We start from the raw sequence: 21,336 nt of genomic DNA, 5'->3' as shown, positions 1-21,336 counted from the left end.
GTCACCAACGTCGAAGCGTCGATGTCCTCCCCCTCGTCGCTGCTGCACTGGACCCGCCGCATGATCGAGATCCGCAAACAGAACCCCGCCTTCGGGCTGGGGTCCTTCACCGAACTCCAGTCCTCCAACCCCGCGGTCATCGCCTTCCTGCGCGAGTACGAGGACGACCTGGTCCTGTGCGTCCACAACTTCTCCCGCTTCGCCCAGCCCACGGAGCTGGACCTGAGCGCGTTCCACGGACGGCATCCGGTGGAGCTGTTCGGCGGAGTCCGCTTTCCGGCCATCGGAGAGCTGCCGTACCTGCTGACCCTGGCGGGTCACGGCTTCTACTGGTTCCGGCTGCGCCGGGACGCCGCCTAGGTTTCGGGGTGCCCCGGGGCGGGGCGGGCGTTTCCTCCGCCCCGCCCGTGGGCACGCGTCAGTCACACCCGACCAGCGATTGGACGCGACGCCATGTCGGAAGCCATGTCGCAAGCCGTCACACGCTCAGTCACCGCCGGGGGCCCCGGTCTCCTCGCGTCACTGGACCCACTGCTGCGGGAGTGGCTGCCGCGGCAGCGCTGGTTCGCGGGCAAGGGCCGTCCGGTGACGGGCTTCTCGCTGGTCGCCGCCACCGAGCTGCTGCCGGGCGACCGGAAGCTGGGCCTGTACCACCTGCTCGTCCGCGCCCACCAGCCGCTTGCGCCCGTGCACGGCGCGGTTCCGCACCCCGGTGACTGCTACCAGCTGCTCATAGGCGTGCGCGAGGCGCTGCCCCCGCGGCTGGCGCCCGCGCTGATCGGCCATGTGCACGAGGGCCCGCTCGCCGGACGCACGGTGTACGACGCCCTGTACGACCCCCGGCCCGCCGAGGTGATCCTGGAGGCACTTCGCACCCGGGCCCGTATCGGCGGACTGCGTTTCGAACGGCGGGACGAGATACGCCCCGACCTGGTCCCCCGCGTGGTCACCGCCGAGCAGTCCAACTCGTCGGTGGTCTACGGCGATACGTTCATCCTGAAACTGCTGCGCCGGGTGGTGCCCGGCGTCAACCCCGACCTGGAGCTGCCGCTGGCGCTGGCCGAGGAGGGCTGCTCGCGGGTGCCGCCGCCGACGGCGTGGATGACGGCGGAGCTGGACGGCGAGTCGTACGTGCTCGGAGTGCTCCAGCCCTTCGTGCAGGGCGCCTCGGACGGCTGGGAGCTGGCACTGCGCGAGCTGGCCAAGGGCGAGGACTTCAGCGCCGAGGCGCGGGCCCTGGGCCGCGCCACCGCCGAGGTGCACACCGCGCTGGCCCGGGCGCTGCCCACGGTCACGCTCGGCCACATGCAGCTCGAAATCCTGGTGAACGGCATGACCGAGCGCCTGGAGTCGGCCGCGCAGGCGGTGCCCGCGCTCGGGCCGTACGTCTCCGGTCTGCGCTCCGCGTTCGAGGCGCTGGCCAATCTGGCGGCCGAGGGCCACACCTGGACCGCCCAGCGCATCCACGGCGACCTCCACCTGGGGCAGTGCCTGCGCTCCCCCTCCGGACAGTGGTGGCTGATCGACTTCGAGGGCGAGCCGGCGAAGCCGCTGGCCGAGCGGCGGATGGCCCAGCCCGTGGTGCGGGACGTGGCCGGGATGCTGCGTTCCTTCGACTACGTGGCGCACTCGGCCGGCGGCCCGCCGGCACCGGAGTGGGCCGAAGCCTGTCGCGCCGCGTACTGCACCGGATACGCCGAGGTCAGCGGCAGCGACCCGCGCACCGACCCCGTCCTGCTGCGCGCCTACGAGACGGACAAGGCCATCTACGAGGTGCTCTACGAGGCCCGGCACCGCCCCGACTGGCTCCCGGTACCGATGTCCGCGGTACACCGCCTGGCCGCTCCGGACACGACCTGACGCCCTCCCCCGTCCACCCCCCCGTCTGCCCAGTCCACCGCACCCGACCTGCGCCGAGGAGGCACCACCCGTGACCCCCCGCACCCCGTCCAGCGGTTCTGATCCGAAGAACACGGCCGAGGCCGCGGGCCACGACCGGCCGGCACCGGCGAAGAAGGCAGCCGCGAAGAAGGCCACGGCCAAGAAGGCGGCGGCGAAGAAGACGACAGCCAAGAAGACGCCGGCGAAGAAGGCAGTGGCGAAGAAGACCACCGCGAAGGCGACGACCGCGAAGGCCGCGGCCACCGGGGCCGCCGCCAGGAAGACCGCCAAGAAGGCGGCAACGGCGGCGAAAAAGGCACCGGCCACGAAGGCAGCCCCCCGACCCGCGGCGCCGGAGCCCATGGCACCGGAACCCGTGGCACCGGCACCCGCGGCCGCCCGGCGCCCGGAGGACCCCGCTCTGGTCGCCGTCGGGGCCGGCGACCGGGAGCGGTTGCTCGCGGGGACGCATCACGATCCGCATTCCGTGCTCGGTGCGCACCCGGTACCCGGTGGCGTCGCCTTCCGGGTGTTCCGGCCGTACGCGCTGGGCGTGACCGTGGTCGCCGGGGAGCAGCGGACCGGGCTGCGCGACGACGGGGAGGGGTTCTTCTCGGGGCTGCTGCCGCTGCCGGAGGTGCCCGCGTACCGGCTGGAGGTGGAGTACGCGGGGACGGTGCAGCACGCCGATGACGCCTACGGCTTCCTGCCCACGCTGGGCGAGTTCGATCTGCACCTGATCGGCGAGGGCCGGCACGAGCAGCTGTGGCAGGCGCTCGGGGCGCATCCGATGACCCACGAGGGCGTGACCGGTACCCGGTTCGCGGTGTGGGCGCCCAATGCCCGAGGAGTGCGCGTCGCCGGTGGCTTCAACTTCTGGGACGGCACCGGGTACCCGATGCGCTCGCTCGGCGCCACGGGCGTGTGGGAGCTGTTCGTGCCCGGGATCGGCGAGGGCGAGCTGTACAAGTTCGAGATCACCCGGCCGGACGGCTCCAGGACACTGCGCGCCGACCCGCTGGCCCGCCGTACCGAGGTGCCGCCGGCCACGTCGTCCATCGTCCACGCCTCGCACCACGAGTGGGGCGACGCGGAGTGGATGGCGCACCGCGCGGACACCCCGGCGCACGAGGCCCCGTTCTCGGCGTACGAGCTCCATCTGCCGTCCTGGCGGCCTGGTCTGACCTACCGTCAGCTCGCCGAACAGCTCCCGGCGTACGTCAAGGACCTCGGCTTCACCCACGTGGAGCTGATGCCGGTCGCCGAGCATCCCTTCGGCGGCTCCTGGGGCTACCAGGTCACCGGCTTCTACGCGCCCACCGCGCGCCTGGGCACTCCGGACGACTTCAAGTTCCTGGTCGACGCCCTGCACCAGGCGGGCATCGGCGTCCTGATGGACTGGGTGCCGGCGCACTTCCCGCGCGACGAGTGGGCCCTGGCCGAGTTCGACGGCCGGCCCCTGTACGAGCACGCGGACCCGCTGCGGGCCGCCCATCCGGACTGGGGCACCCTGGAGTTCGACTTCGGCCGCCGCGAGGTGCGCAACTTCCTCGTCGCCAACGCCCTTTACTGGTGCGAGGAGTTCCACATCGACGGCCTGCGCGTGGACGCGGTCGCCTCCATGCTGTACCTGGACTACTCGCGCGAGCCGGGCCAGTGGACGCCGAACGAGCACGGCGGCCGGGAGAACCTCGACGCGGTGGCGTTCCTCCAGGAGATGAACGCGACCGTGTACCGCAGGGTGCCGGGCGTGGTCACCGTCGCCGAGGAGTCCACGGCCTGGGACGGCGTCACCCGCGCGACCCACCACCGGGGCCCGAGCGGTTTCGGCGGCCTGGGCTTCGGGCTGAAGTGGAACATGGGCTGGATGCACGACTCGCTCCAGTACATGAGCCACGACCCCGTCCACCGCAGGTTCCACCACGGTGAGATGACGTTCTCGATGGTGTACGCCTACAGCGAGAACTACGTGCTGCCGATCTCGCACGACGAGGTGGTGCACGGCAAGCGTTCGCTGGTGTCGAAGATGCCCGGCGACTGGTGGCAGCAGCGGGCGGACCTGCGCGCCTACCTGGGCTTCATGTGGTCCCACCCGGGCAAGCAACTGCTGTTCATGGGTCAGGAGTTCGCGCAGGGCGCCGAGTGGTCGGAGACCCGCGGCCCGGACTGGTGGCTGCTCGACCCGAACTACGGTGCCGCGGCCGACCACCGGGGGGTGCTGGACCTGGTCCGCGACCTCAACACCGTCTACCGGGCCACGCCCGCCCTGTGGGCGCGCGACGTCCACCCCGACGGCTTCCAGTGGATCACCGGGGACGCCGCGGACGACAACGTCTTCGCCCTCCTGCGCTACGACACCGACGGCACCCCGCTGCTCGCGGTGTCCCACTTCGCCCCGGTCGTCCGCCCCGACTACCGCCTCGGCGTCCCCGACGACGTGCCCGCCTGGCTGGAGGTCCTCAACACCGACGCGGCCCGCTACGGCGGCAGCGGCGTCGTCCACCCGCACCCGGTCAAGCCGGAGCCGCAGGGGCGGCACGGCCGCCCGGCGAGCATCCGCCTGACCCTGCCGCCCCTGGCGACGGTGTGGCTGCGCCCGGCGTGAGGATTTCCTGTCAGCCCGTCCGGCGCTCGAGGACGAGGCCGTTCGGGCCGAAGCGGGGGTCCGGGGGCGGCAACCCCCGGACCGGCCACCGCTACTCCGTGAACGCCTCCACCAGAGCCGGAGGCAACACCTCCGTGTACAGCACGCCCAGCCGCTGTGTGGCGCGGGTCAGCGCCACGTACAGGTCGCTCGTGCCGTAGCGGGCGGGTTCGACCACCAGGACGGAGTCGAACTCCAGGCCCTTGGCCTGGCGCGGGTCGAGAAGGACGACCGTCCGGGTCAGGTCGGGCTCGGCACCGGCCTCGACCCCCTCGAGGCGGGCGGCCAGCCGCCGGTGCAGGTCGCGCGGGGCGATCACGGCGAGCCGGCCCTCCTCCGGGGTGAGTTCCGCGACGGCCTTCTCCACCGCGCCGGGCAGGTCGTCGGTGGCGCGGGCCCAGGGCCGTACGCCCGTGGAGCGGACCGAACTAGGAGGCGCGAACCCGGGGTGCTCGGCGCGGACCACGGCCGCCGCCACGTCCATGATCTCGGCCGGGGTGCGGTAGTTGACGCCGAGACGGGTGTGCTCCCAGTGGTCCTCGACGTACGGCCGGAGGATGTCCGCCCAGGAGCCGACGCCGGCCGCCTCCGCCGTCTGCGCGGGGTCGCCGACCAGGGTCATGGAGCGGGTCGGGCTGCGCCGCATCAGCAGCCGCCACGCCATCGGCGACAGCTCCTGCGCCTCGTCGACGATGATGTGCCCGAACGCCCAGGTGCGGTCGGCCGCCGCACGCTCGGCGGCGCTGCGGTGGTCCTCCTCCTCCTGGCGTTCGGCGAACCGCTCGGCGTCGATGATGTCGTGCGCGGACAGCACCTCCGAGGCGTCCGGGTCACCGTCCTCCTTGTCCTCGAACTCGTACGTCCGGGACGCGTACGACACGTCCAGCACGCCCTGGGCATAGGCGATCTGGGTCTCGCGCTCGTGCTCGGCCAGGGCGCGGGCCAGGCGGTCGTCCTCGCCGAGCAGTTCGGCGGCCTCGTCGAGAAGGGGAACGTCCGCGACGGTCCACGCCCCGGTCACCGGGCGGCGGATCGCGGCCGCGTCCTCGTCGCCGACGTACCCCTCCGGGTCCGCCAGGAAGTCCGCCACCAGCCGCTGCGGGGTCAGCCGCGGCCACAGCTGGTCGATGGCCGACCAGACCTCGGGGTTCTCGGCGAGTTCATCGCGGATCTGGCTGATGTCGCTGGGGTCGAGGAGGTTGGAGCCGTCGTAGGGGTCGGTGCCGATGCGCTCGGCGACCAGGTCGGTGAGCGTGTTGAGGATGTGGCCCTCGAAGTGCTCGCGGGCCGCGTTGTGCGGCAGCTTCGCGGCGCGGGTGCGCTCACGGGCGACGCCCACCAGGCCGTCGTCGAGCATCAGGATCTCGCGGTCGTGCTCGATGGCGATCACCGGATCGGGCAGCGCCTGCCGGTCCCGTACGACGGCGGCGAGCACGTCGGCCATGCCGGCGCGGCCCTTCACCGCGGCGGCCTCGGGAGTGTCCGCCGCGGTGGCCTTCACTCCGGGGAACAGCTCGCCGACGGTCGCCAGGAGCACCCCGGTCTCGCCGAGCGAGGGCAGCACCTCGCCGATGTAGCCGAGGAACGCGGGGTTCGGGCCGACGATCAGCACGGCGCGCCGGGCGAGCAGTTCCCGGTGCTCGTACAGCAGGTAGGCGGCCCGGTGCAGGGCGACGGCGGTCTTGCCGGTGCCCGGGCCGCCCTCGACCACGAGCACTCCGCGGTGCGGGGCGCGGATGATGCGGTCCTGGTCGGCCTGGATGGTCCGCACGATGTCGCCCATCCGGCCGGTGCGCGCGGAGTCGAGCGCCGCGAGCAGCACCGCGTCGCCGGTCGGGTCCTCGTGGCCGGTCCGGGTGGTGTCGCCGAGGTCGAGGATCTCGTCGTGCAGGGCGGAGACCCGGCGGCCCTCGGTGGAGATGTGCCGGCGGCGGCGCAGGCCCATCGGGGTGTGGCCGGTGGCCAGGTAGAAGGGGCGGGCGACGCCGGCCCGCCAGTCGATCAGGATCGGCGTGCGCTCGGCGTCGTCGGCGCGCAGGCCGATGCGGCCGATGTGGTGGCTGTCTCCGTCGGTGAGGTCGATCCGGCCGAAGCAGAGCGAGCCGTCCACGGCGTTCAGCGCGGCCAGCAGCCCGGACCGCTCGGCGACGAGAATGTCCCGCTCCAGCCGGGCCTGCATGGGCGTGTCGCCCTGCGCGAGCGCGTCCGCGACGGAGGTCTCGGTGTCACCGCGCAGCGCGTCCACGCGCGCGTACAGTCCGTCGATGAATTCCTGCTCCTGCCGCAATTCACCGTCTGGAAATTCGGTGTTTGACAATTCGGCTCCCGCCCGGATATACTGTGCTTAGTGAACTTCTTCGTGGCCTGACGAATACCAAGTACACGAATCACCGAATATACGCAAAGAAAACCCCCGGGCGCAATTACCCCGGGGGATTTCTCATTCTCCGGCCCGCCGTCACAGCAGGTCCGGGCAGGTCACAGGACGTCCGACAGCTCCTCAAGCAGCCGCCGCCTGGGCCGTGCGCCCACCATGGACTTCACGGGTTCGCCGGCGCGGAAGACCATGAAGGTCGGCATCGACAGCACCTTGTACGCGTTCGTGGTGTCCGGGTTGGTGTCCACGTCGAGTTGCACCACCTTCAGCCGCTCGCCCTGCTCGGCGGCCAGTGCGCTGAGCACGGGCCCCATCTGCCGGCACGGCGGACACCAGTCGGCGGTGAACTCCACCAGCACCGGCCGGTCCGCGCCGAGCACCTCCGCCGCGAAGTCCGCGTCCGTCACCTCCGCCACTCCCGCTGTCCTGATCACCGCTGCTGCCCTCCCAGTTCGCACCTGGGCTCCGGACCGCCCGGAACCCCTGCGTCGGCGGCCAGCGCCTCCCGCGCCTGCTCGGCCCTCACGAGCTGGGCGCCGACCTGCTCCCGCACGGCGCGCAGCTCGCCGATCAGCGCGTCGAGCTGGTCCAGCTTGCGCCGGTAGACCGCGAGGGACGCCGGGCACGAGTCGCCCTCCGGGTGCCCGGCCCGCAGACACTCGACGAAAGGCCGGGTCTCCTCCAGCTCGAACCCGAAGTCCCGCAGCGTCCTGATCTGCCGGAGCAGCCGCAGGTCGCGCTCGTCGTAGGAGCGGTGGCCCTGCGCGTCCCGCCGCGCGGGCAGCAGCCCCCGCGACTCGTAGTACCGCAGCGCCCGCGTCGTGGTCCCGGCCCGCTCGGCCAGCTCGCCGATTCGCATGCGTACGAACGTAAGCCCTGACGCCGACGTCAAGGCAACGCCGGCGGAGTGCGGACCGCCGCTGAGGCCGTCACGCCGGCCGACTCCTCCACTTCCAGCAGGGAGGCGCTGCGGCGCTCCTCGTCGAAGGCCCTGCGCCCGCCGCGCAGGCCGAACAGGCGCTTGGCGAGGGCGATGTAGAGGACGGCGACGATATTGAGGACCAGTGTGGTGATCTTGACCGCGCTGACGTGCTCGGTGAGCTCGTAGATCTCCAGCGGCAGGAAGGCGGCGGTGGCGACCACCGTCAGGTACTCCGCCCACCGCTTGGCGTACCACAGGCCGACGGCCTCGATCAGTTCGACCAGCGCGTAGGCCACCAGCACGGAGGCCACGACGAGCAGCGTGGAGTGCCGGTAGCCGAAGGTCTTCTGGATGGTGCCGATGACGGGCGAGTGGTCGAGGTCGTAGTGGAAGTGCCGGAAGACGGGGCGGAAGACGTCCAGGTACTCGTTGAACAGGCGGCGCACCGCGTCCTGGCTGTTGCTGAACTTCCACACCGCCACCGCGACCAGCACGATGAACACCCCGCGCAGTGCCCGTTCGAAGGCGAGGAACCGCAGGATGAACAGGTCCCGCAGCACCTTGCCGCGCGGCACCAGCGGGGCGTCGCCGGCCGGTCCCGAGCCGTGCGGCTCGCCGAGCGCGAAGTCGCCGCAGCGCAGGCAGCGCCACACGTCGCCCAGCGCGGTCCGCGCGTGCAGCCGGATCCGCAGCCTCGGATCGTCCGGTGCGTAGGTCACATGCCCCCTGCGCGCGCACGTGCGCCGGTCCCAGTCGATCGCCATCCCGTGGTTGCCTCCATGCCTGCCGATGTGCCTGCGGCCGTGCCGTGCCGGTCGGTCCGGCACGGCACGGTAGTACATCGCAGTAAGAGACGACCGCCGGGAGCTTTCAGTTCACACCGCTGCCCACCAGCTCCTTCGCCTCCTCGGCCGACTGCTCGTCACGGGCGGTGCCGCGCGGCAGCAGCAGGGCGACGGCGAGGGTGCCCGCGCCCAGGATCACCGCGCCGACCAGGCTGGTGTGGGCCACCGCGTCGGAGAAGGACGAGCCGACCGCGTCCTTCATCCGCTGGGCGCCCTGGGCGAGTTGGCCGGCCTGTGCCTTGAGCTGCGCGGCCTGCTGCGGGTCGGTCGCGTGGGCGGCCTGCGCCGCGAGCTGCCGGGCCTTCTCCCCGATGCCCTGGGCGACGGCGTATCCGGCGCCGACCGAGTCCTGGGCGGTGGACAGGGCGCCGGCCGGGAGCCCGCCGCCGGCGGTGGCGTCGGAGAGGTGCCGGGCGTACGAGGTGGACAGCAGGGAGCCGAGGATCGCGATGCCGAGCGAGCCGCCCAGCTCCAGGGAGGTGTCGTTCACGGCACCGCCGACACCCAGCTCGGACTCCGGGAAGGCGCCCATGATGGCGTCGGTGCAGGGCGAGAGGGCGAGTCCGATCGCCAGCCCCAGGATCACCAGGGGTGCCACGAAGTCGCCGTAGCCGGACGAGCCGTCCACCCGGGTCAGAAGCGCCAGGGCCGCGGTGCCGCCGACCATGCCCGCGGTCACCGTCCACTTCATGCCGACCCGCGGGGTGAGGTAGCCGGTCAGCGCCGAGCCGGCGAAGACGGCGCCGGCCAGCGGCAGCATGCGCAGGCCGGTGGCCAGGGCGTCGTAGCCGAGGACGAACTGGAGGTGCTGGGTGAGGTAGTAGAAGGCGCCGAAGACGGCCAGGAAGAACAGGGCGACGGCCAGGTTGGAGCCGGCGAAGCGGCGCTGCCCGAAGCGCCGTACGTCGAGGACCGGGCGCGGGTGGCGCAGCTCCCACAGGACGAAGGCCACCAGGCCCACACCCGCGACGGCGGCCGCGGTGACCGCCTTGGCGTCCCAGCCGAAGTGCGGACCCTCGATGATCATGTAGACCAGCGAGCCGATCCACACCACCGACAGCAGTCCGCCGACGTAGTCGATCCGGCCGTGGTGCGCCGCCCTGGAGGGCGGTACGAGGACGAAGGCGCCGACCAGGGCGACGGCGGCGACCGGCACGTTGATCAGGAAGGTCGAGGACCAGCCGTGGTCCTGGAGCAGCGCGCCGGCGACGAGGGGACCGGCGGCGATGGCGAGGCCGGCGGTGGCGGTCCACAGGGTGATCGCCTTGGCACGCTCGGCGCGCGGGAACGTCGCGGCCAGCAGGGAGAGGGTGGCCGGCATGATCAGCGCGGCGCCCACACCCATCACGGCGCGCGCCGCGATGACGGTGGCCGCGCTGTCGGCGAGGTAGCCGAAGACGGCCCCGCCGCCGAACACGACGAGCCCGAGGACGAGCGCGCCGCGCCGGCTGTACTTGTCGCCGATCGCGCCGAGCAGCAGCATCAGCGCCGCGTACGGGACGGTGTAGCCGTCGATGACCCACTGGAGGTCGGCGCTGGACAGGCCGAGGTCCTGGGTCATGTCGGGCGCGGCGACCGTGAGCGCGGTGTTCGCCATCACGATGATCAGCAGGCTCAGGCAGAGCACGAGGAGCGCCCACCAGCGCCGGGCGTAGGGCCGGTCCATCCTTTCGGCCGGTTCGTTCATGACGAGTCGCATGGCAGGGGGGCCTTCCTCGGTCTACTTGCACAGCGGAGTGCAATTGCACAACGATGTGCAATGTACGACCCTTGCACAGCACTGTGCAAGTCGAGGAGAGGGCAGAATGTCAGCCATGACCACGGGTAGCACCAGTCGCGCCGACGTGAACCGGCGCCGGATCCTCGACGTCGCCCTCGCGGAGCTGCTGCGCGACCCCGACGCGTCCATGGACCAGATCGCGCGCGCGGCCGGTGTCGTACGGCGCACGGTGTACGGCCACTTCCCCAGCCGGGAGGCGCTGATCAGCACGCTCGTCGACGAGGCGGTGCTCGCGCTCGCCACCGCGCACGCGACGGGCCGGGAGGGCGTCGAGGACCCGGCGGAGGCCGTGGCGCGGTCGGTGCTGGCCGTCTGGGAGATCGCCGACCGCTACCGGCTGCTGGTCGCGCTCGCCCAGCGCACGGTGACCACGGAGGGCATCCGCGAACGCCTCACCCCCGTCCGGGAGAGCGCCGCGGGACTCCTCCAGCGCGGCCTGGACGAGGGCGTCTTCGCCTCTCCCCTGCCCGCGCCTGCGCTGGCGTACGTGAAGGAGCAGATCCTGTTCGCCGTGATGGAGGCGGTGAACGACGGACTGCTGGACCCCCGCGAGGCGGGCCGCACGGCCGCGGTGACGGTCCTGACCGCGGCCGGGGTGCCCGCCTCCCTCGCCGCCGCCCTGGTGGCCAAGCTCAGCGGCTGACCGCCCCGGAACGCGAAGAGACCCCGCGCCCCTTGAAGGGGCGCGGGGTCTCGGTGTCCCGTGGAGCGCTACGCCTTGGCCAGCTCGCGCTGCTCGGGGACCCCGGCGGAATCGTCGGCGTCGTCCAGCAGCGTCTTCTCGTCGAAGGGCAGCTCGCCGGCGAGGACGCGCCGGACGCGGTCCTTGTCGACCTCGCCGGTCCAGGTGCCGATCAGCAGGGTGGCGACCGCGTTGCCCGCGAAGTTGGTCAGGGCGCGGGCCTCGCTCATGAAGCGGTCGATGCCGACGATCAGGCCGACGCCGTCGACCAGGGCGGGCTTGTGGGACTGAAGGGCACCGGCGAGGGTGGCCAGTCCGGCGCCGGTGACACCGGCGGCGCCCTTGGAGGCGATCATCATGAACAGCAGCAGCGTGATCTGCTGGCCGATGGACAGCGGCTGGTCCATCGCGTCGGCGATGAACAGCGAGGCCATGGTCAGGTAGATCATCGTACCGTCGAGGTTGAAGGAGTAGCCGGTCGGCACCGTGATGCCGACGACCGGACGGCTCACGCCCAGGTGCTCCATCTTGGCGATGAGCCGGGGCAGCGCGGACTCCGACGACGACGTCGACAGGATCAGCAGGAACTCACGGCCCAGGTACTTCAGCAGCTGGAAGATGTTGACGCCGGCCACCAGCCGGGTCAGCGCGCCCAGCACCACGAGCACGAACAGCAGACAGGTGACGTAGAAGCCGAGCATGATCGCGGCGAGTGCCTTCAGGGCGTCGATGCCCGTCTCGCCGACGACGGCGGCCATGGCGCCGAAGGCACCGATCGGGGCGGCCCACATGATCATGGCGAGCACGCGGAAGACCAGCCGCTGGATGTGCTCCACCCCGCGCAGGACCGGCTCGCCCTTGCGGCCCATGGCCTGGAGCGCGAACCCGACGAGCAGGGCGACCAGCAGGGTCTGGAGCACCTGGCCCTCGGTGAACGCCGACACGAGCGTGGTCGGGATGATGCCGAGCACGAAGTCGACCGGGCCCTCGCTCGCGGCCTGCGCCTGCGCCTGGCCGGCGCCCTTCACGGCTTCCGTCAGGTGCATCCCGCTGCCGGGGTGGACGATGTTGCCGACCACGAGTCCGATGGCCAGGGCGACGAACGACATCGCGAGGAAGTAGCCGAGCGCGAGCCCGCCGACCTTGCCGACCTTCGCGGCCTTGCGCACCGAACCGACGCCGAGCACGATCGTGCAGAAGATGATCGGCGAGATCATCATCTTGATCAGGCTCACGAAGCCGGTGCCGAGCGGCTTGAGCTCCTTGGCGAAGTCGGGCGCGGCGAACCCGACGGCGACGCCGAGGACCACCGCGGCGATCACCGCTATGTACAGATAGTGGGTACGGTCCCGCTTGGCTGCGGGTGCGGCAGGTGCCGTATCGGCTGCGCTGCTCAAGGCGGCCCTCCTTGACGACGTCATCGGCATCACCGGCGTGCGGCTCACGTCCGGGTGTGGGGGAATGCCGCGACTATCTCCCGTCCTGTGAGGGGGGTCACGCTTCCGTTCATTAAGTTCACGCCACATAGTTCACGCCAGAACGAAAGAGGCAGACTGGCGGCATGCGCATACCCGTCCTCCCCAGACCCCGCAGCCTGGCGGGCCAGCTGTTCGCCATGCAGGCCGTGCTGCTGGCGCTCGTCGTGGCCGGGTACGCGCTCTTCAGCTACGTCAGGGACCAGGGCCAGGCCGAGGAGGCGGCCCGCCGCCAGACCACGGCGGTGGCCCGCTCCATCGCCGACGCACCCTCGGTCCTCACGGCCATCCACACCTCCGACCCCTCGGCGGAGCTCCAGCCGTACGCGCTGAGGGTCCAGCAGGACACCGGCGTCGACTTCGTCACGATCATGACTCCGGGCGGCATCCGCTGGACGCACCCGGATCCGGACCAGATCGGGCGGTCCTTCCTCGGCAACATCTCCCGCGCCCAGCGCGGCGAGTCCTTCACCGAGACCTACACCGGCACCCTCGGCCCGTCCGTCCGCGCGGTGACGCCCGTCGAGGAGCACGGCCGCGTGGTCGGCCTCGTCAGCGCCGGCATCAAGGTGGAGGCGATCAGCGAGCGGGTCCGGGAACAGGTCATCGCCCTGTTCTCGGTCGCGGCCGGGATCCTCGCGCTCGGCGCGATCGCCACGTACGTCATCAACGCTCGTCTGCGCCGCCACACCCACGGCATGAACGCGGCCGAACTCAGCCGTATGCACGACTACCACCAGGCCGCCCTGCACGCGGTGCGCGAGGGTCTGCTGATGCTGGACGCGCAGCACCGGGTGGCGCTCATCAACGACGGCGGGCGGGAACTGCTGGGCGTGGGACGCCAGGAGGACGTGATGGGCCGGTCGGTGGCGGACCTCGGCCTGCCGGCCCCGCTGACGGGCGCGCTGCTGGCGTCCGAACCGCGGGTGGACGAGGTGCACCTGACCGAATCGCGCGTGCTGGTCGTCAACACCTCACCGGTGTCGGGCGGGCAGCGCCGGGGCACGGTGGTGACCCTGCGGGACGTCACCGAACTCCAGTCGCTGATGGGGGAACTGGACTCGGAGCGCGGCTTCAGCCAGGCTCTGCGCTCCCAGGCGCACGAGGCGGCCAACCGGCTGCACACGGTGGTGTCGCTGATCGAACTGGGGCGGGCGGAGGAGGCCGTGGAGTTCGCGACGGCGGAGCTGGAGCTGGCCCAGGCGCTGACCGACCAGGTGGTCAGCGCGGTGAGCGAGCCGGTGCTGGCCGCCCTGCTGCTCGGCAAGGCGGCCCAGGCCAACGAGCGCGGCGTGGAGCTGGTGGTGTCCTCGGACAGCGGCCTGGACGACGGTCTGCTGCCGCGGAGCCTGCCGCCCCGGGACCTGGTGACGATCCTCGGCAACCTCGTCGACAACGCGGTGGACGCGGCGCGGGGCTGCATGCCGGCGCGGGTGACGGTCACGGCGTGCGCGGAGGACGGCGAGCTGGTGCTGCGGGTCGCGGACACCGGGCCGGGCGTGCACCCGGCCCATGCGGACCGGGTGTTCCAGCACGGCTTCTCCACCAAGCCGACGGGTCCCGGCGGACGGGGACTGGGGCTGGCGCTGGTACGGCAGGCGGTACGGCGGCACGAGGGGACGCTGACGGTGGCGGACGCCGAAGGGGGCGGCGCGGTGTTCGAGGCGCGGCTGCCCTTGGCGCACGGGACGGAGGACCACGTGACCCGCAAGGCCGTGTCCGGGGCCGAGAGCGGCCTGCCCGGAGGCGTGGCATGACGGACGGCGGGAGCGGGACGCAGCCCATCCGCGTCCTGGTGGTGGAGGACGACCCGGTCGCGGCGGACGCGCACGTGATGTACGTGGGCCGGGTGCCGGGATTCGTCGCGGTCGGCAAGGCGCACACCGGCGCCGAGGCCCGGCGGGCGCTGGAGCGCACCCCGGTGGACCTGCTTCTGCTGGACCTCCACCTGCCGGACGTGCACGGACTGAAGCTGGCCCGGTCCCTGCGGGCGGGCGGCCATCACGCGGACGTGATCGCGGTGACCTCGGCACGGGACCTGGCGGTGGTGCGCGAAGGGGTCTCGCTGGGGGTGGTCCAGTACGTCCTGAAACCGTTCACCTTCGCCACGCTCCGGGACCGGCTCGTGCGATACGCCGAGTTCCGCGCGGCGGTCGGGGAGGTGGGCGGCCAGGACGAGGTGGACCGCGCGATAGCGACCCTGCGCGCCCCGAGCCCGGCCGCCCTCCCCAAGGGCCTGAGCGCGCCGACGCTCCAGCGGGTGACGGACGCGCTGCGCGAGGCGGAGGAAGGACTCACGGCGGCGGGGGTCGCCGGGGCGGTCGGCATCTCCCGGATCACCGCCCGGCGCTACCTGGAGCACCTGGTGGACGCGGGCCGGGCCGTACGCAGCCCGCTGTACGGGCAGGTGGGCCGGCCGGAACTGGTGTACCGGTGGGTGCGGGAGAGTGGCGGGGACCGGTAAGGGGGCCGCCCCCCCCGTAGAGAGGTTCTGCAGCCCCCGTAGAGGGGTTCCGTGGAGAGCTTCGCGTCCGCGCGGGCCTCTTCAGAGAACGGCGCCGCCCGGACCACCGGCTCCTAGAACACCGACTCCGTCTCGTCCATGCGGTCCTTGGGGACGGTCTTCAGCTCGGTCACCGCCTGGGCCAGCGGGACCATCACGATGTCGGTGCCGCGCAGCGCGGTCATGTGGCCGAACTCCCCGCGGTGGGCGGCCTCCACCGCGTGCCAGCCGAAGCGGGTGGCGAGGACGCGGTCGTACGCGGTCGGGACGCCGCCGCGCTGGACGTGGCCGAGGATGACCGGCTTGGCCTCCTTGCCGAGCCGGCTCTCCAGCTCGTACGCCAGCGCCGTGCCGATGCCCTGGAAGCGCTCGTGGCCGAACTTGTCGATCTCGCCCTTGCCGTAGTCCATGCTGCCCTCGGCCGGGTGGGCGCCCTCGGCGACGCAGATCACCGCGAACTTCTTGCCGCGGGCGAAACGCTCCTCGACCATCTTCACCAGGTCGGCCGGGTCGAAGGGGCGCTCGGGCAGGCAGATGCCGTGGGCGCCGGCCGCCATCCCGGACTCCAGCGCGATCCAGCCCGCGTGCCGGCCCATGACCTCGACGACCATCACGCGCTGGTGCGACTCGGCCGTGGTCTTCAGCCGGTCCATGGCCTCGGTGGCCACGCCGACGGCCGTGTCGAAGCCGAAGGTGCGGTCGGTGGAGGAGATGTCGTTGTCGATCGTCTTCGGCACGCCCACCACCGGCAGCCCGGCGTCCGACAGCATGCGCGCCGCGGTCAGCGTGCCCTCGCCGCCGATCGGGATCAGCGCGTCGATGCCGAACCGGTGGATCATGTCCGAGGCGTTCTCACAGGCCTCGCGGAGCCGGTCGCGCTCCAGTCGGGAGGAGCCGAGGATGGTGCCGCCGAGGGCGAGGATGCCGCCCACCGCGTTGAGGTCCAGAGCGCGGTAACGGCCGTCGAGCAGGCCCGCGTAGCCGTCCTCGAAGCCGATGACCTCGTCGCCGTACGTGGTGACCGCCCGGTGTACGACCGACCGGATCACCGCGTTCAGTCCCGGGCAGTCGCCGCCCGCCGTGAGAACTCCGATACGCATCCTGCTGTGTCTCCTGCTCGCTGTTGACACCGGTGATCCCATCCGATTGTTTCATGTCCGGGAGGCGTCCACGGCCTGACGGGCGCTATATCTACCGACGGGGGTATTGTCAAGAGGATTCCGCTCACCCCGGTGGGCGTTTTTTGCAGGACGCCATCCCCGGCCGACGAGTGATCCCCCGAGGAAACGGAGAGCCCGCGTGACCCGCAGCGTGTACGTGACCGGCATCGAGCGCGGTGACGGCCGACAGGTCGTCGAGCTGGGAGTCATGGAACTGCTGACCCGGCAGGTGGACCGGGTGGGCGTCTTCCGCCCCCTCGTCCACGACGGCCCCGACCGCCTCTTCGAGCTGCTGCGCGCCCGCTACCGGCTCTCCCAGGACCCGGCGACCGTCTACGGCATGGACTACCACGAGGCGTCCGCCCTCCAGGCCGAGCAGGGCACGGACGAACTGGTGTCGGCCCTCGTCGACCGCTTCCACCTGGTCACCCGCGACTACGACGTGGTCCTCGTCCTCGGCACCGACTACGCCGACACCCAGCTCCCGGACGAGCTGTCCCTCAACGCCCGGCTCGCCAACGAGTTCGGGGCCTCTGTCCTGCCGGTCGTGGGCGGCCGCAGGCAGAGCGCCGAGTCGGTGCTCGCCGAGACCCGCAACGCCTACCGCGCCTACGACGGCCTGGGCTGCGACGTGCTGGCCATGGTCACCAACCGGGTGGCCCGCGAGGACCGCGACGAGATCGCCGAGCGACTGGCCGGCCGGCTGCCGGTGCCCTGCTGGGTGGTGCCCGACGAACCGGCCCTGTCCGCGCCGACGGTCGCGCAGATCACCCAGGCCCTGGACGGCCGGGTCCTGCTCGGCGACGACTCCGGTCTGGCGCGCGACGCCCTCGACTTCGTGTTCGGCGGCGCCATGCTGCCCAACCTCCTCAAGGCGCTGACGCCCGGCTGCCTGGTGGTCACCCCCGGCGACCGCGCCGACCTGGTCATCGGCTCGCTCGCCGCGCACAGCGCCGGCACCCCGCCGATAGCCGGCGTGCTGCTCACCCTGAACGAGGCGCCGCGGCAGGAGATCCTCACCCTGGCCGGCCGGCTCGCCCCGGGCACCCCGGTCGTCTCGGTGTCCGGCAACAGCTTCCCCACCGCCGAGCGGCTGTTCTCCCTGGAGGGCAAGCTGAACGCGGCCACCCCGCGCAAGGCGGAGACCGCGCTCGGCCTGTTCGAGCGGTACATCGACACCGCCGACCTCAGCAAGCGCGTCTCCGCGCCCAGCAGCGACCGGGTCACCCCGATGATGTTCGAGCACCAGCTGCTCGAACAGGCCCGCAGCGACAGGCGCCGGGTCGTGCTGCCGGAGGGCACCGAGGAGCGCGTGCTGCACGCGGCGGAGGTGCTGCTGCGCCGGGGCGTGTGCGACCTGACGCTGCTCGGCCCGGTGGAGGGGATCCGCAAGAAGGCCGCCGACCTCGGCATCGACCTCGGGGACGCGCAGCTGATCGACCCGGCCACCTCCGAACTGCGGGACGCCTTCGCCGAGCGGTACGCGCTGCTGCGCGCCCACAAGGGCGTCACCGTCGAGCTGGCGTACGACGTCGTCTCGGACGTGAACTACTTCGGCACGCTCATGGTGCAGGAGGGTCTGGCCGACGGCATGGTGTCGGGCTCGGTGCACTCCACGGCCGCGACCATCCGGCCCGCGTTCGAGATCATCAAGACTCGCCGGGACGCCTCGATCGTCTCGTCGGTGTTCTTCATGTGCCTGGCCGACAAGGTCCTCGTCTACGGCGACTGCGCGGTCAACCCCGTCCCGGACGCCGAGCAACTCGCCGACATCGCCATCCAGTCGGCGGCCACCGCCGCCCGGTTCGGCGTGGAGCCGCGGATCGCCATGCTGTCGTACTCCACCGGCGACTCCGGCTCGGGCGCCGACGTGGACAAGGTGCGCGAGGCGACCGAGCTGGTGCGGCTGCGCCGCCCGGACCTGATGATCGAGGGGCCGATCCAGTACGACGCGGCCGTGGAACCGTCGGTGGCCGCCACCAAGCTGCCCGGTTCGGAGGTGGCGGGGCAGGCCACCGTGCTGATCTTCCCGGACCTGAACACGGGCAACAACACGTACAAGGCCGTACAGCGTTCGGCCGGCGCGATCGCGGTCGGACCGGTCCTCCAGGGCCTGCGCAAGCCGATCAACGACCTGTCCCGCGGCGCCCTGGTGCAGGACATCGTCACCACCGTGGCCATCACGGCGATCCAGGCCCAGTCGTCCGGCAACTGACCTCCCCTCGGCCGTGTGTACCGGGGCCGCCGCCCCCGGGCGCACACGGCCGCAGACCTCCACAGCTCCCGACCAGAAAGCGCCAGCGCTCGTGACCGCGACCCGCGTCCTCGTCCTCAACTCCGGCTCCTCGTCGGTGAAGTACCAGCTGCTCGACATGCGCGACGCGACCCGGCTCGCCGTCGGCCTGGTGGAGCGCATCGGCGAGCGGACCTCCCGGCTCGAGCACACCTGCCTGACCACGGGGGCCACCCGCGAGGAGAACGGCCCGATCGCCGACCACGACGCCGCGCTGAAGTCGGTCGCGGAGGAACTGGCCCGGGACGGGCTCGGCCTGGACTCCCCCGAACTGGCCGCGATCGGGCACCGGGTGGTGCACGGCGGCATGTTCTTCACCGAGCCCACCGTCATCGACGACGCCGTGCTCACCGAGATCGAGCGGCTGATCCCGGTGGCGCCGCTGCACAACCCGGCCAACCTCACCGGCATCCGCACGGCCATGGCGCTGCGTCCCGACCTGCCGCAGGTCGCCGTCTTCGACACCGCGTTCCACACGACCATGCCGGAGTCCGCGGCACGCTACGCGATCGACACGAAGATCGCCGACCGGTACCGGGTGCGGCGCTACGGCTTCCACGGCACCTCGCACGCCTACGTCTCCCGGGCGACGGCGGAGCTGCTGGGCAAGGCCCCCGAGGACGTCAACGTCATCGTGCTGCACCTGGGCAACGGCGCGTCGGCCTCGGCGGTCCGGGGCGGCCGGAGCGTGGACACCTCCATGGGGCTCACCCCGCTGGAGGGACTGGTGATGGGAACGCGTTCCGGTGACCTCGACCCGGCCGTCATCTTCCATTTGCAGCGTGTCGGCGGAATGTCCATGGACGAGGTCGACACTCTCCTCAACAAGAGGAGCGGTTTGTTCGGCCTGTGCGGCGACAACGACATGCGGGAGATTCGGCGCCGGATGGAGGAGGGCGACGATGAGGCACGGCTCGCGTTCGAGATCTACACCCATCGGCTGAAGAAGTACGTGGGTGCCTATTACGCGGTACTCGGCACGGTGGATGCGGTCGCCTTCACGGCCGGGGTCGGCGAGAACGCGGCCTTTGTGCGCGAGGCCGCCCTCGACGGCCTGGAGGGGCTGGGCCTGGCGGTGGACCGGGAGCGGAACGCCGTCCGCGGCGACGGTGCGCGGCTGATCTCGCCCGAGGGCGCGCGGACCGCCGTGGCCGTGGTTCCCACGGACGAGGAAATGGAGATCGCCACCCAGACTTACGCACTGGTCGGAAAGGACGGCTGAGCACGTCCACGGAATTCCGGCCGGCACTCGACTGAGCGCGAAGGCGCCCATTTGCTGCTTCCACCAGACGGAATATTCCGGAGCGAAACAAACCGATAGGATCGCCCCATGCGCCGTTCGAAAATCGTCTGTACTCTCGGCCCAGCGGTCGACTCCCACGAGATGCTCGTCGCCATGATCGAGGCGGGCATGAATGTGGCCCGTTTCAACTTCAGCCACGGAACGCACGCCGAGCACCAGGCACGGTACGACCGTGTCCGCGCCGCGGCCAAGGAGACCGGCCGGGCCATCGCCGTCCTCGCCGACCTCCAGGGCCCGAAGATCCGGCTGGAGACCTTCGCCGAGGGGCCGGTGGAGCTCGAGCGGGGTGACGAGTTCACCATCACCACCGAGGACGTCCCGGGCGACAAGCACATCTGCGGTACGACGTACAAGGGGCTGCCGGCCGACGTCTCGCGCGGCGACCAGGTCCTCATCAACGACGGCAACGTCGAGCTGAAGGTCCTGGACGTCGAAGGCCCGCGGGTCAAGACGATCGTCATCGAGGGCGGCGTCATCTCCGACCACAAGGGCATCAACCTGCCCGGCGCCGCGGTGAACGTGCCCGCGCTGTCCGAGAAGGACGTGGAGGACCTGCGGTTCGCGCTGCGCATGGGCTGCGACATGGTCGCCCTGTCCTTCGTCCGCGACGCCAAGGACATCTCCGACGTCCACCGGGTCATGGACGAGGAGGGCCGCCGCGTCCCCGTCATCGCCAAGGTGGAGAAGCCGCAGGCGGTGGAGAACATGCAGGACGTCGTGATGGCGTTCGACGGCGTGATGGTGGCCCGCGGCGACCTTGCCGTCGAGTACCCGCTCGAGAAGGTCCCCATGGTGCAGAAGCGCCTGATCGAGCTGTGCCGGCGCAACGCCAAGCCGGTGATCGTGGCGACCCAGATGATGGAGTCGATGATCACCAACTCCCGTCCGACCCGCGCCGAGGCCTCCGACGTGGCCAACGCGATCCTGGACGGGGCCGACGCGGTCATGCTGTCGGCCGAGTCGAGCGTGGGCGCCTACCCGGTCGAGACCGTCAAGACGATGTCGAAGATCGTCAAGGCGGCGGAGGAGGAGCTGCTCGCCAAGGGCCTGCAACCGCTGGTGCCGGGCAAGAAGCCGCGCACACAGGGCGGTTCGGTGGCCCGCGCCGCCTGCGAGATCGCCGACTTCCTGGGCGCCAAGGGCCTGGTGGGCTTCACCCAGTCCGGCGACACCGCGCGCCGGCTGTCCCGCTACCGCGCCTGCCAGCCGATCCTGGCGTTCACCACGGACGAGTCCACCCGCAACCAGCTGGCGCTCAGCTGGGGTGTGGAGCCGCACGTGGTGCCGTTCGTCAACAGCACCGACGAGATGGTCGACCTGGTCGACCAGGAGCTGGTCAAGCTCAACCGCTTCGCCCCCGGCGACACGGTCATCATCACCGCCGGCTCGCCCCCCGGCGTCCCCGGCACCACCAACATGGTCCGCGTCCACCACCTGGGCGGCGGCTCGCGCGACTGAGACTGACCAACCG

Annotated in this window: 16 protein-coding genes; 9 read left to right on the top strand and 7 right to left on the bottom strand. The window is 71.6% G+C overall.

Going from position 1 to position 21,336, the window contains the following annotated elements; translation table 11 throughout:
* The 3 genes from ACWEK3_RS19790 to glgB form a co-directional block, all read left to right on the top strand.
* Positions 1-360 (top strand): alpha-glucosidase C-terminal domain-containing protein (locus ACWEK3_RS19790; RefSeq protein WP_390730031.1); only part of this gene is annotated, 360 nt, incomplete at its 5' end.
* A gap of 105 nt (positions 361-465) precedes the next feature.
* Positions 466-1,860: a maltokinase N-terminal cap-like domain-containing protein gene (locus tag ACWEK3_RS19785; protein ID WP_453250217.1), complete on the top strand. Its 1,395-nt coding sequence runs from the start codon at positions 466-468 to the stop codon at positions 1,858-1,860.
* 70 nt (positions 1,861-1,930) lie between these two features.
* Positions 1,931-4,486, top strand: coding sequence for a 1,4-alpha-glucan branching enzyme (glgB, locus tag ACWEK3_RS19780; protein ID WP_453250216.1), 2,556 nt, complete (start codon positions 1,931-1,933; stop codon positions 4,484-4,486).
* A gap of 91 nt (positions 4,487-4,577) precedes the next feature.
* Here the strand turns inward: glgB and ACWEK3_RS19775 are convergent, their stop codons facing one another.
* The 5 genes from ACWEK3_RS19775 to ACWEK3_RS19755 all read right to left on the bottom strand — a co-directional run bounded on the left by ACWEK3_RS19775 (position 4,578) and on the right by ACWEK3_RS19755 (position 10,368).
* Positions 4,578-6,812: a HelD family protein gene (locus ACWEK3_RS19775; RefSeq protein ID WP_453250220.1), complete on the bottom strand. Its 2,235-nt coding sequence runs from the start codon at positions 6,810-6,812 to the stop codon at positions 4,578-4,580.
* Between the two features lie 191 nt (positions 6,813-7,003).
* Positions 7,004-7,336, bottom strand: coding sequence for a thioredoxin family protein (locus tag ACWEK3_RS19770; protein WP_453250215.1), 333 nt, complete (start codon positions 7,334-7,336; stop codon positions 7,004-7,006).
* Positions 7,333-7,761: a MerR family transcriptional regulator gene (locus ACWEK3_RS19765; protein WP_361417519.1), complete on the bottom strand. Its 429-nt coding sequence runs from the start codon at positions 7,759-7,761 to the stop codon at positions 7,333-7,335. Before ACWEK3_RS19765 ends, ACWEK3_RS19770 begins: the two co-directional genes overlap by 4 nt.
* Positions 7,762-7,790: 29 nt before the next feature.
* A complete protein-coding gene (locus ACWEK3_RS19760; RefSeq protein ID WP_453250214.1) occupies positions 7,791-8,588 on the bottom strand; it encodes a DUF2127 domain-containing protein in 798 nt (265 codons plus the stop codon).
* Between the two features lie 106 nt (positions 8,589-8,694).
* Positions 8,695-10,368: an MFS transporter gene (locus tag ACWEK3_RS19755; RefSeq protein WP_453250213.1), complete on the bottom strand. Its 1,674-nt coding sequence runs from the start codon at positions 10,366-10,368 to the stop codon at positions 8,695-8,697.
* A 106-nt stretch (positions 10,369-10,474) separates the two neighbouring features.
* On the opposite strand from ACWEK3_RS19755, the gene ACWEK3_RS19750 reads away from it, so the two are divergent.
* Entirely contained in the window at positions 10,475-11,092 is a 618-nt protein-coding gene (locus tag ACWEK3_RS19750; RefSeq protein WP_450542446.1) for a TetR/AcrR family transcriptional regulator, read from the top strand.
* A 68-nt stretch (positions 11,093-11,160) separates the two neighbouring features.
* Here ACWEK3_RS19750 and ACWEK3_RS19745 read toward each other — a convergent pair whose 3' ends face one another.
* Positions 11,161-12,528, bottom strand: a complete 1,368-nt coding sequence (locus ACWEK3_RS19745; protein ID WP_390727031.1) for a cation:dicarboxylate symporter family transporter — start codon at positions 12,526-12,528, stop codon at positions 11,161-11,163.
* A gap of 164 nt (positions 12,529-12,692) precedes the next feature.
* On the opposite strand from ACWEK3_RS19745, the gene ACWEK3_RS19740 reads away from it, so the two are divergent.
* Together ACWEK3_RS19740 and ACWEK3_RS19735 are read left to right on the top strand one after the other, a co-directional pair.
* On the top strand, positions 12,693-14,363 hold the full coding sequence (locus ACWEK3_RS19740) for a sensor histidine kinase (protein ID WP_453250212.1): 1,671 nt from the start codon (positions 12,693-12,695) through the stop codon (positions 14,361-14,363).
* Positions 14,360-15,070: a response regulator gene (locus ACWEK3_RS19735; RefSeq protein WP_376397294.1), complete on the top strand. Its 711-nt coding sequence runs from the start codon at positions 14,360-14,362 to the stop codon at positions 15,068-15,070. The genes ACWEK3_RS19740 and ACWEK3_RS19735 overlap by 4 nt, the downstream gene beginning before the upstream one ends.
* A 113-nt stretch (positions 15,071-15,183) precedes the next feature.
* Here the strand turns inward: ACWEK3_RS19735 and ACWEK3_RS19730 are convergent, their stop codons facing one another.
* Positions 15,184-16,209 (bottom strand): ATP-dependent 6-phosphofructokinase, encoded by a 1,026-nt coding sequence (locus ACWEK3_RS19730; RefSeq protein ID WP_225075630.1) that lies wholly within the window; start codon positions 16,207-16,209, stop codon positions 15,184-15,186.
* Positions 16,210-16,408: 199 nt separating this feature from the next.
* Between ACWEK3_RS19730 and pta the strand changes: the two genes are divergently transcribed.
* The 3 genes from pta (at position 16,409) to pyk (ending at position 21,323) form a co-directional block, all read left to right on the top strand.
* The gene (gene pta, locus ACWEK3_RS19725; RefSeq protein WP_453250211.1) at positions 16,409-18,484 is read left to right on the top strand and encodes a phosphate acetyltransferase; all 2,076 of its coding nucleotides are present in this window, start codon (positions 16,409-16,411) and stop codon (positions 18,482-18,484) included.
* A 91-nt stretch (positions 18,485-18,575) separates the two neighbouring features.
* Positions 18,576-19,784, top strand: a complete 1,209-nt coding sequence (locus ACWEK3_RS19720) for an acetate kinase (RefSeq protein ID WP_453250210.1) — start codon at positions 18,576-18,578, stop codon at positions 19,782-19,784.
* Positions 19,785-19,892: 108 nt separating this feature from the next.
* Positions 19,893-21,323, top strand: coding sequence for a pyruvate kinase (gene pyk / locus ACWEK3_RS19715; protein WP_361417489.1), 1,431 nt, complete (start codon positions 19,893-19,895; stop codon positions 21,321-21,323).
* The last annotated feature ends 13 nt before the right edge of the window (positions 21,324-21,336 follow it).

The organism is Streptomyces sp. NPDC004721 (genome assembly GCF_053601495.1).
This window is presented reverse-complemented; position numbering and strand designations above follow the sequence as displayed.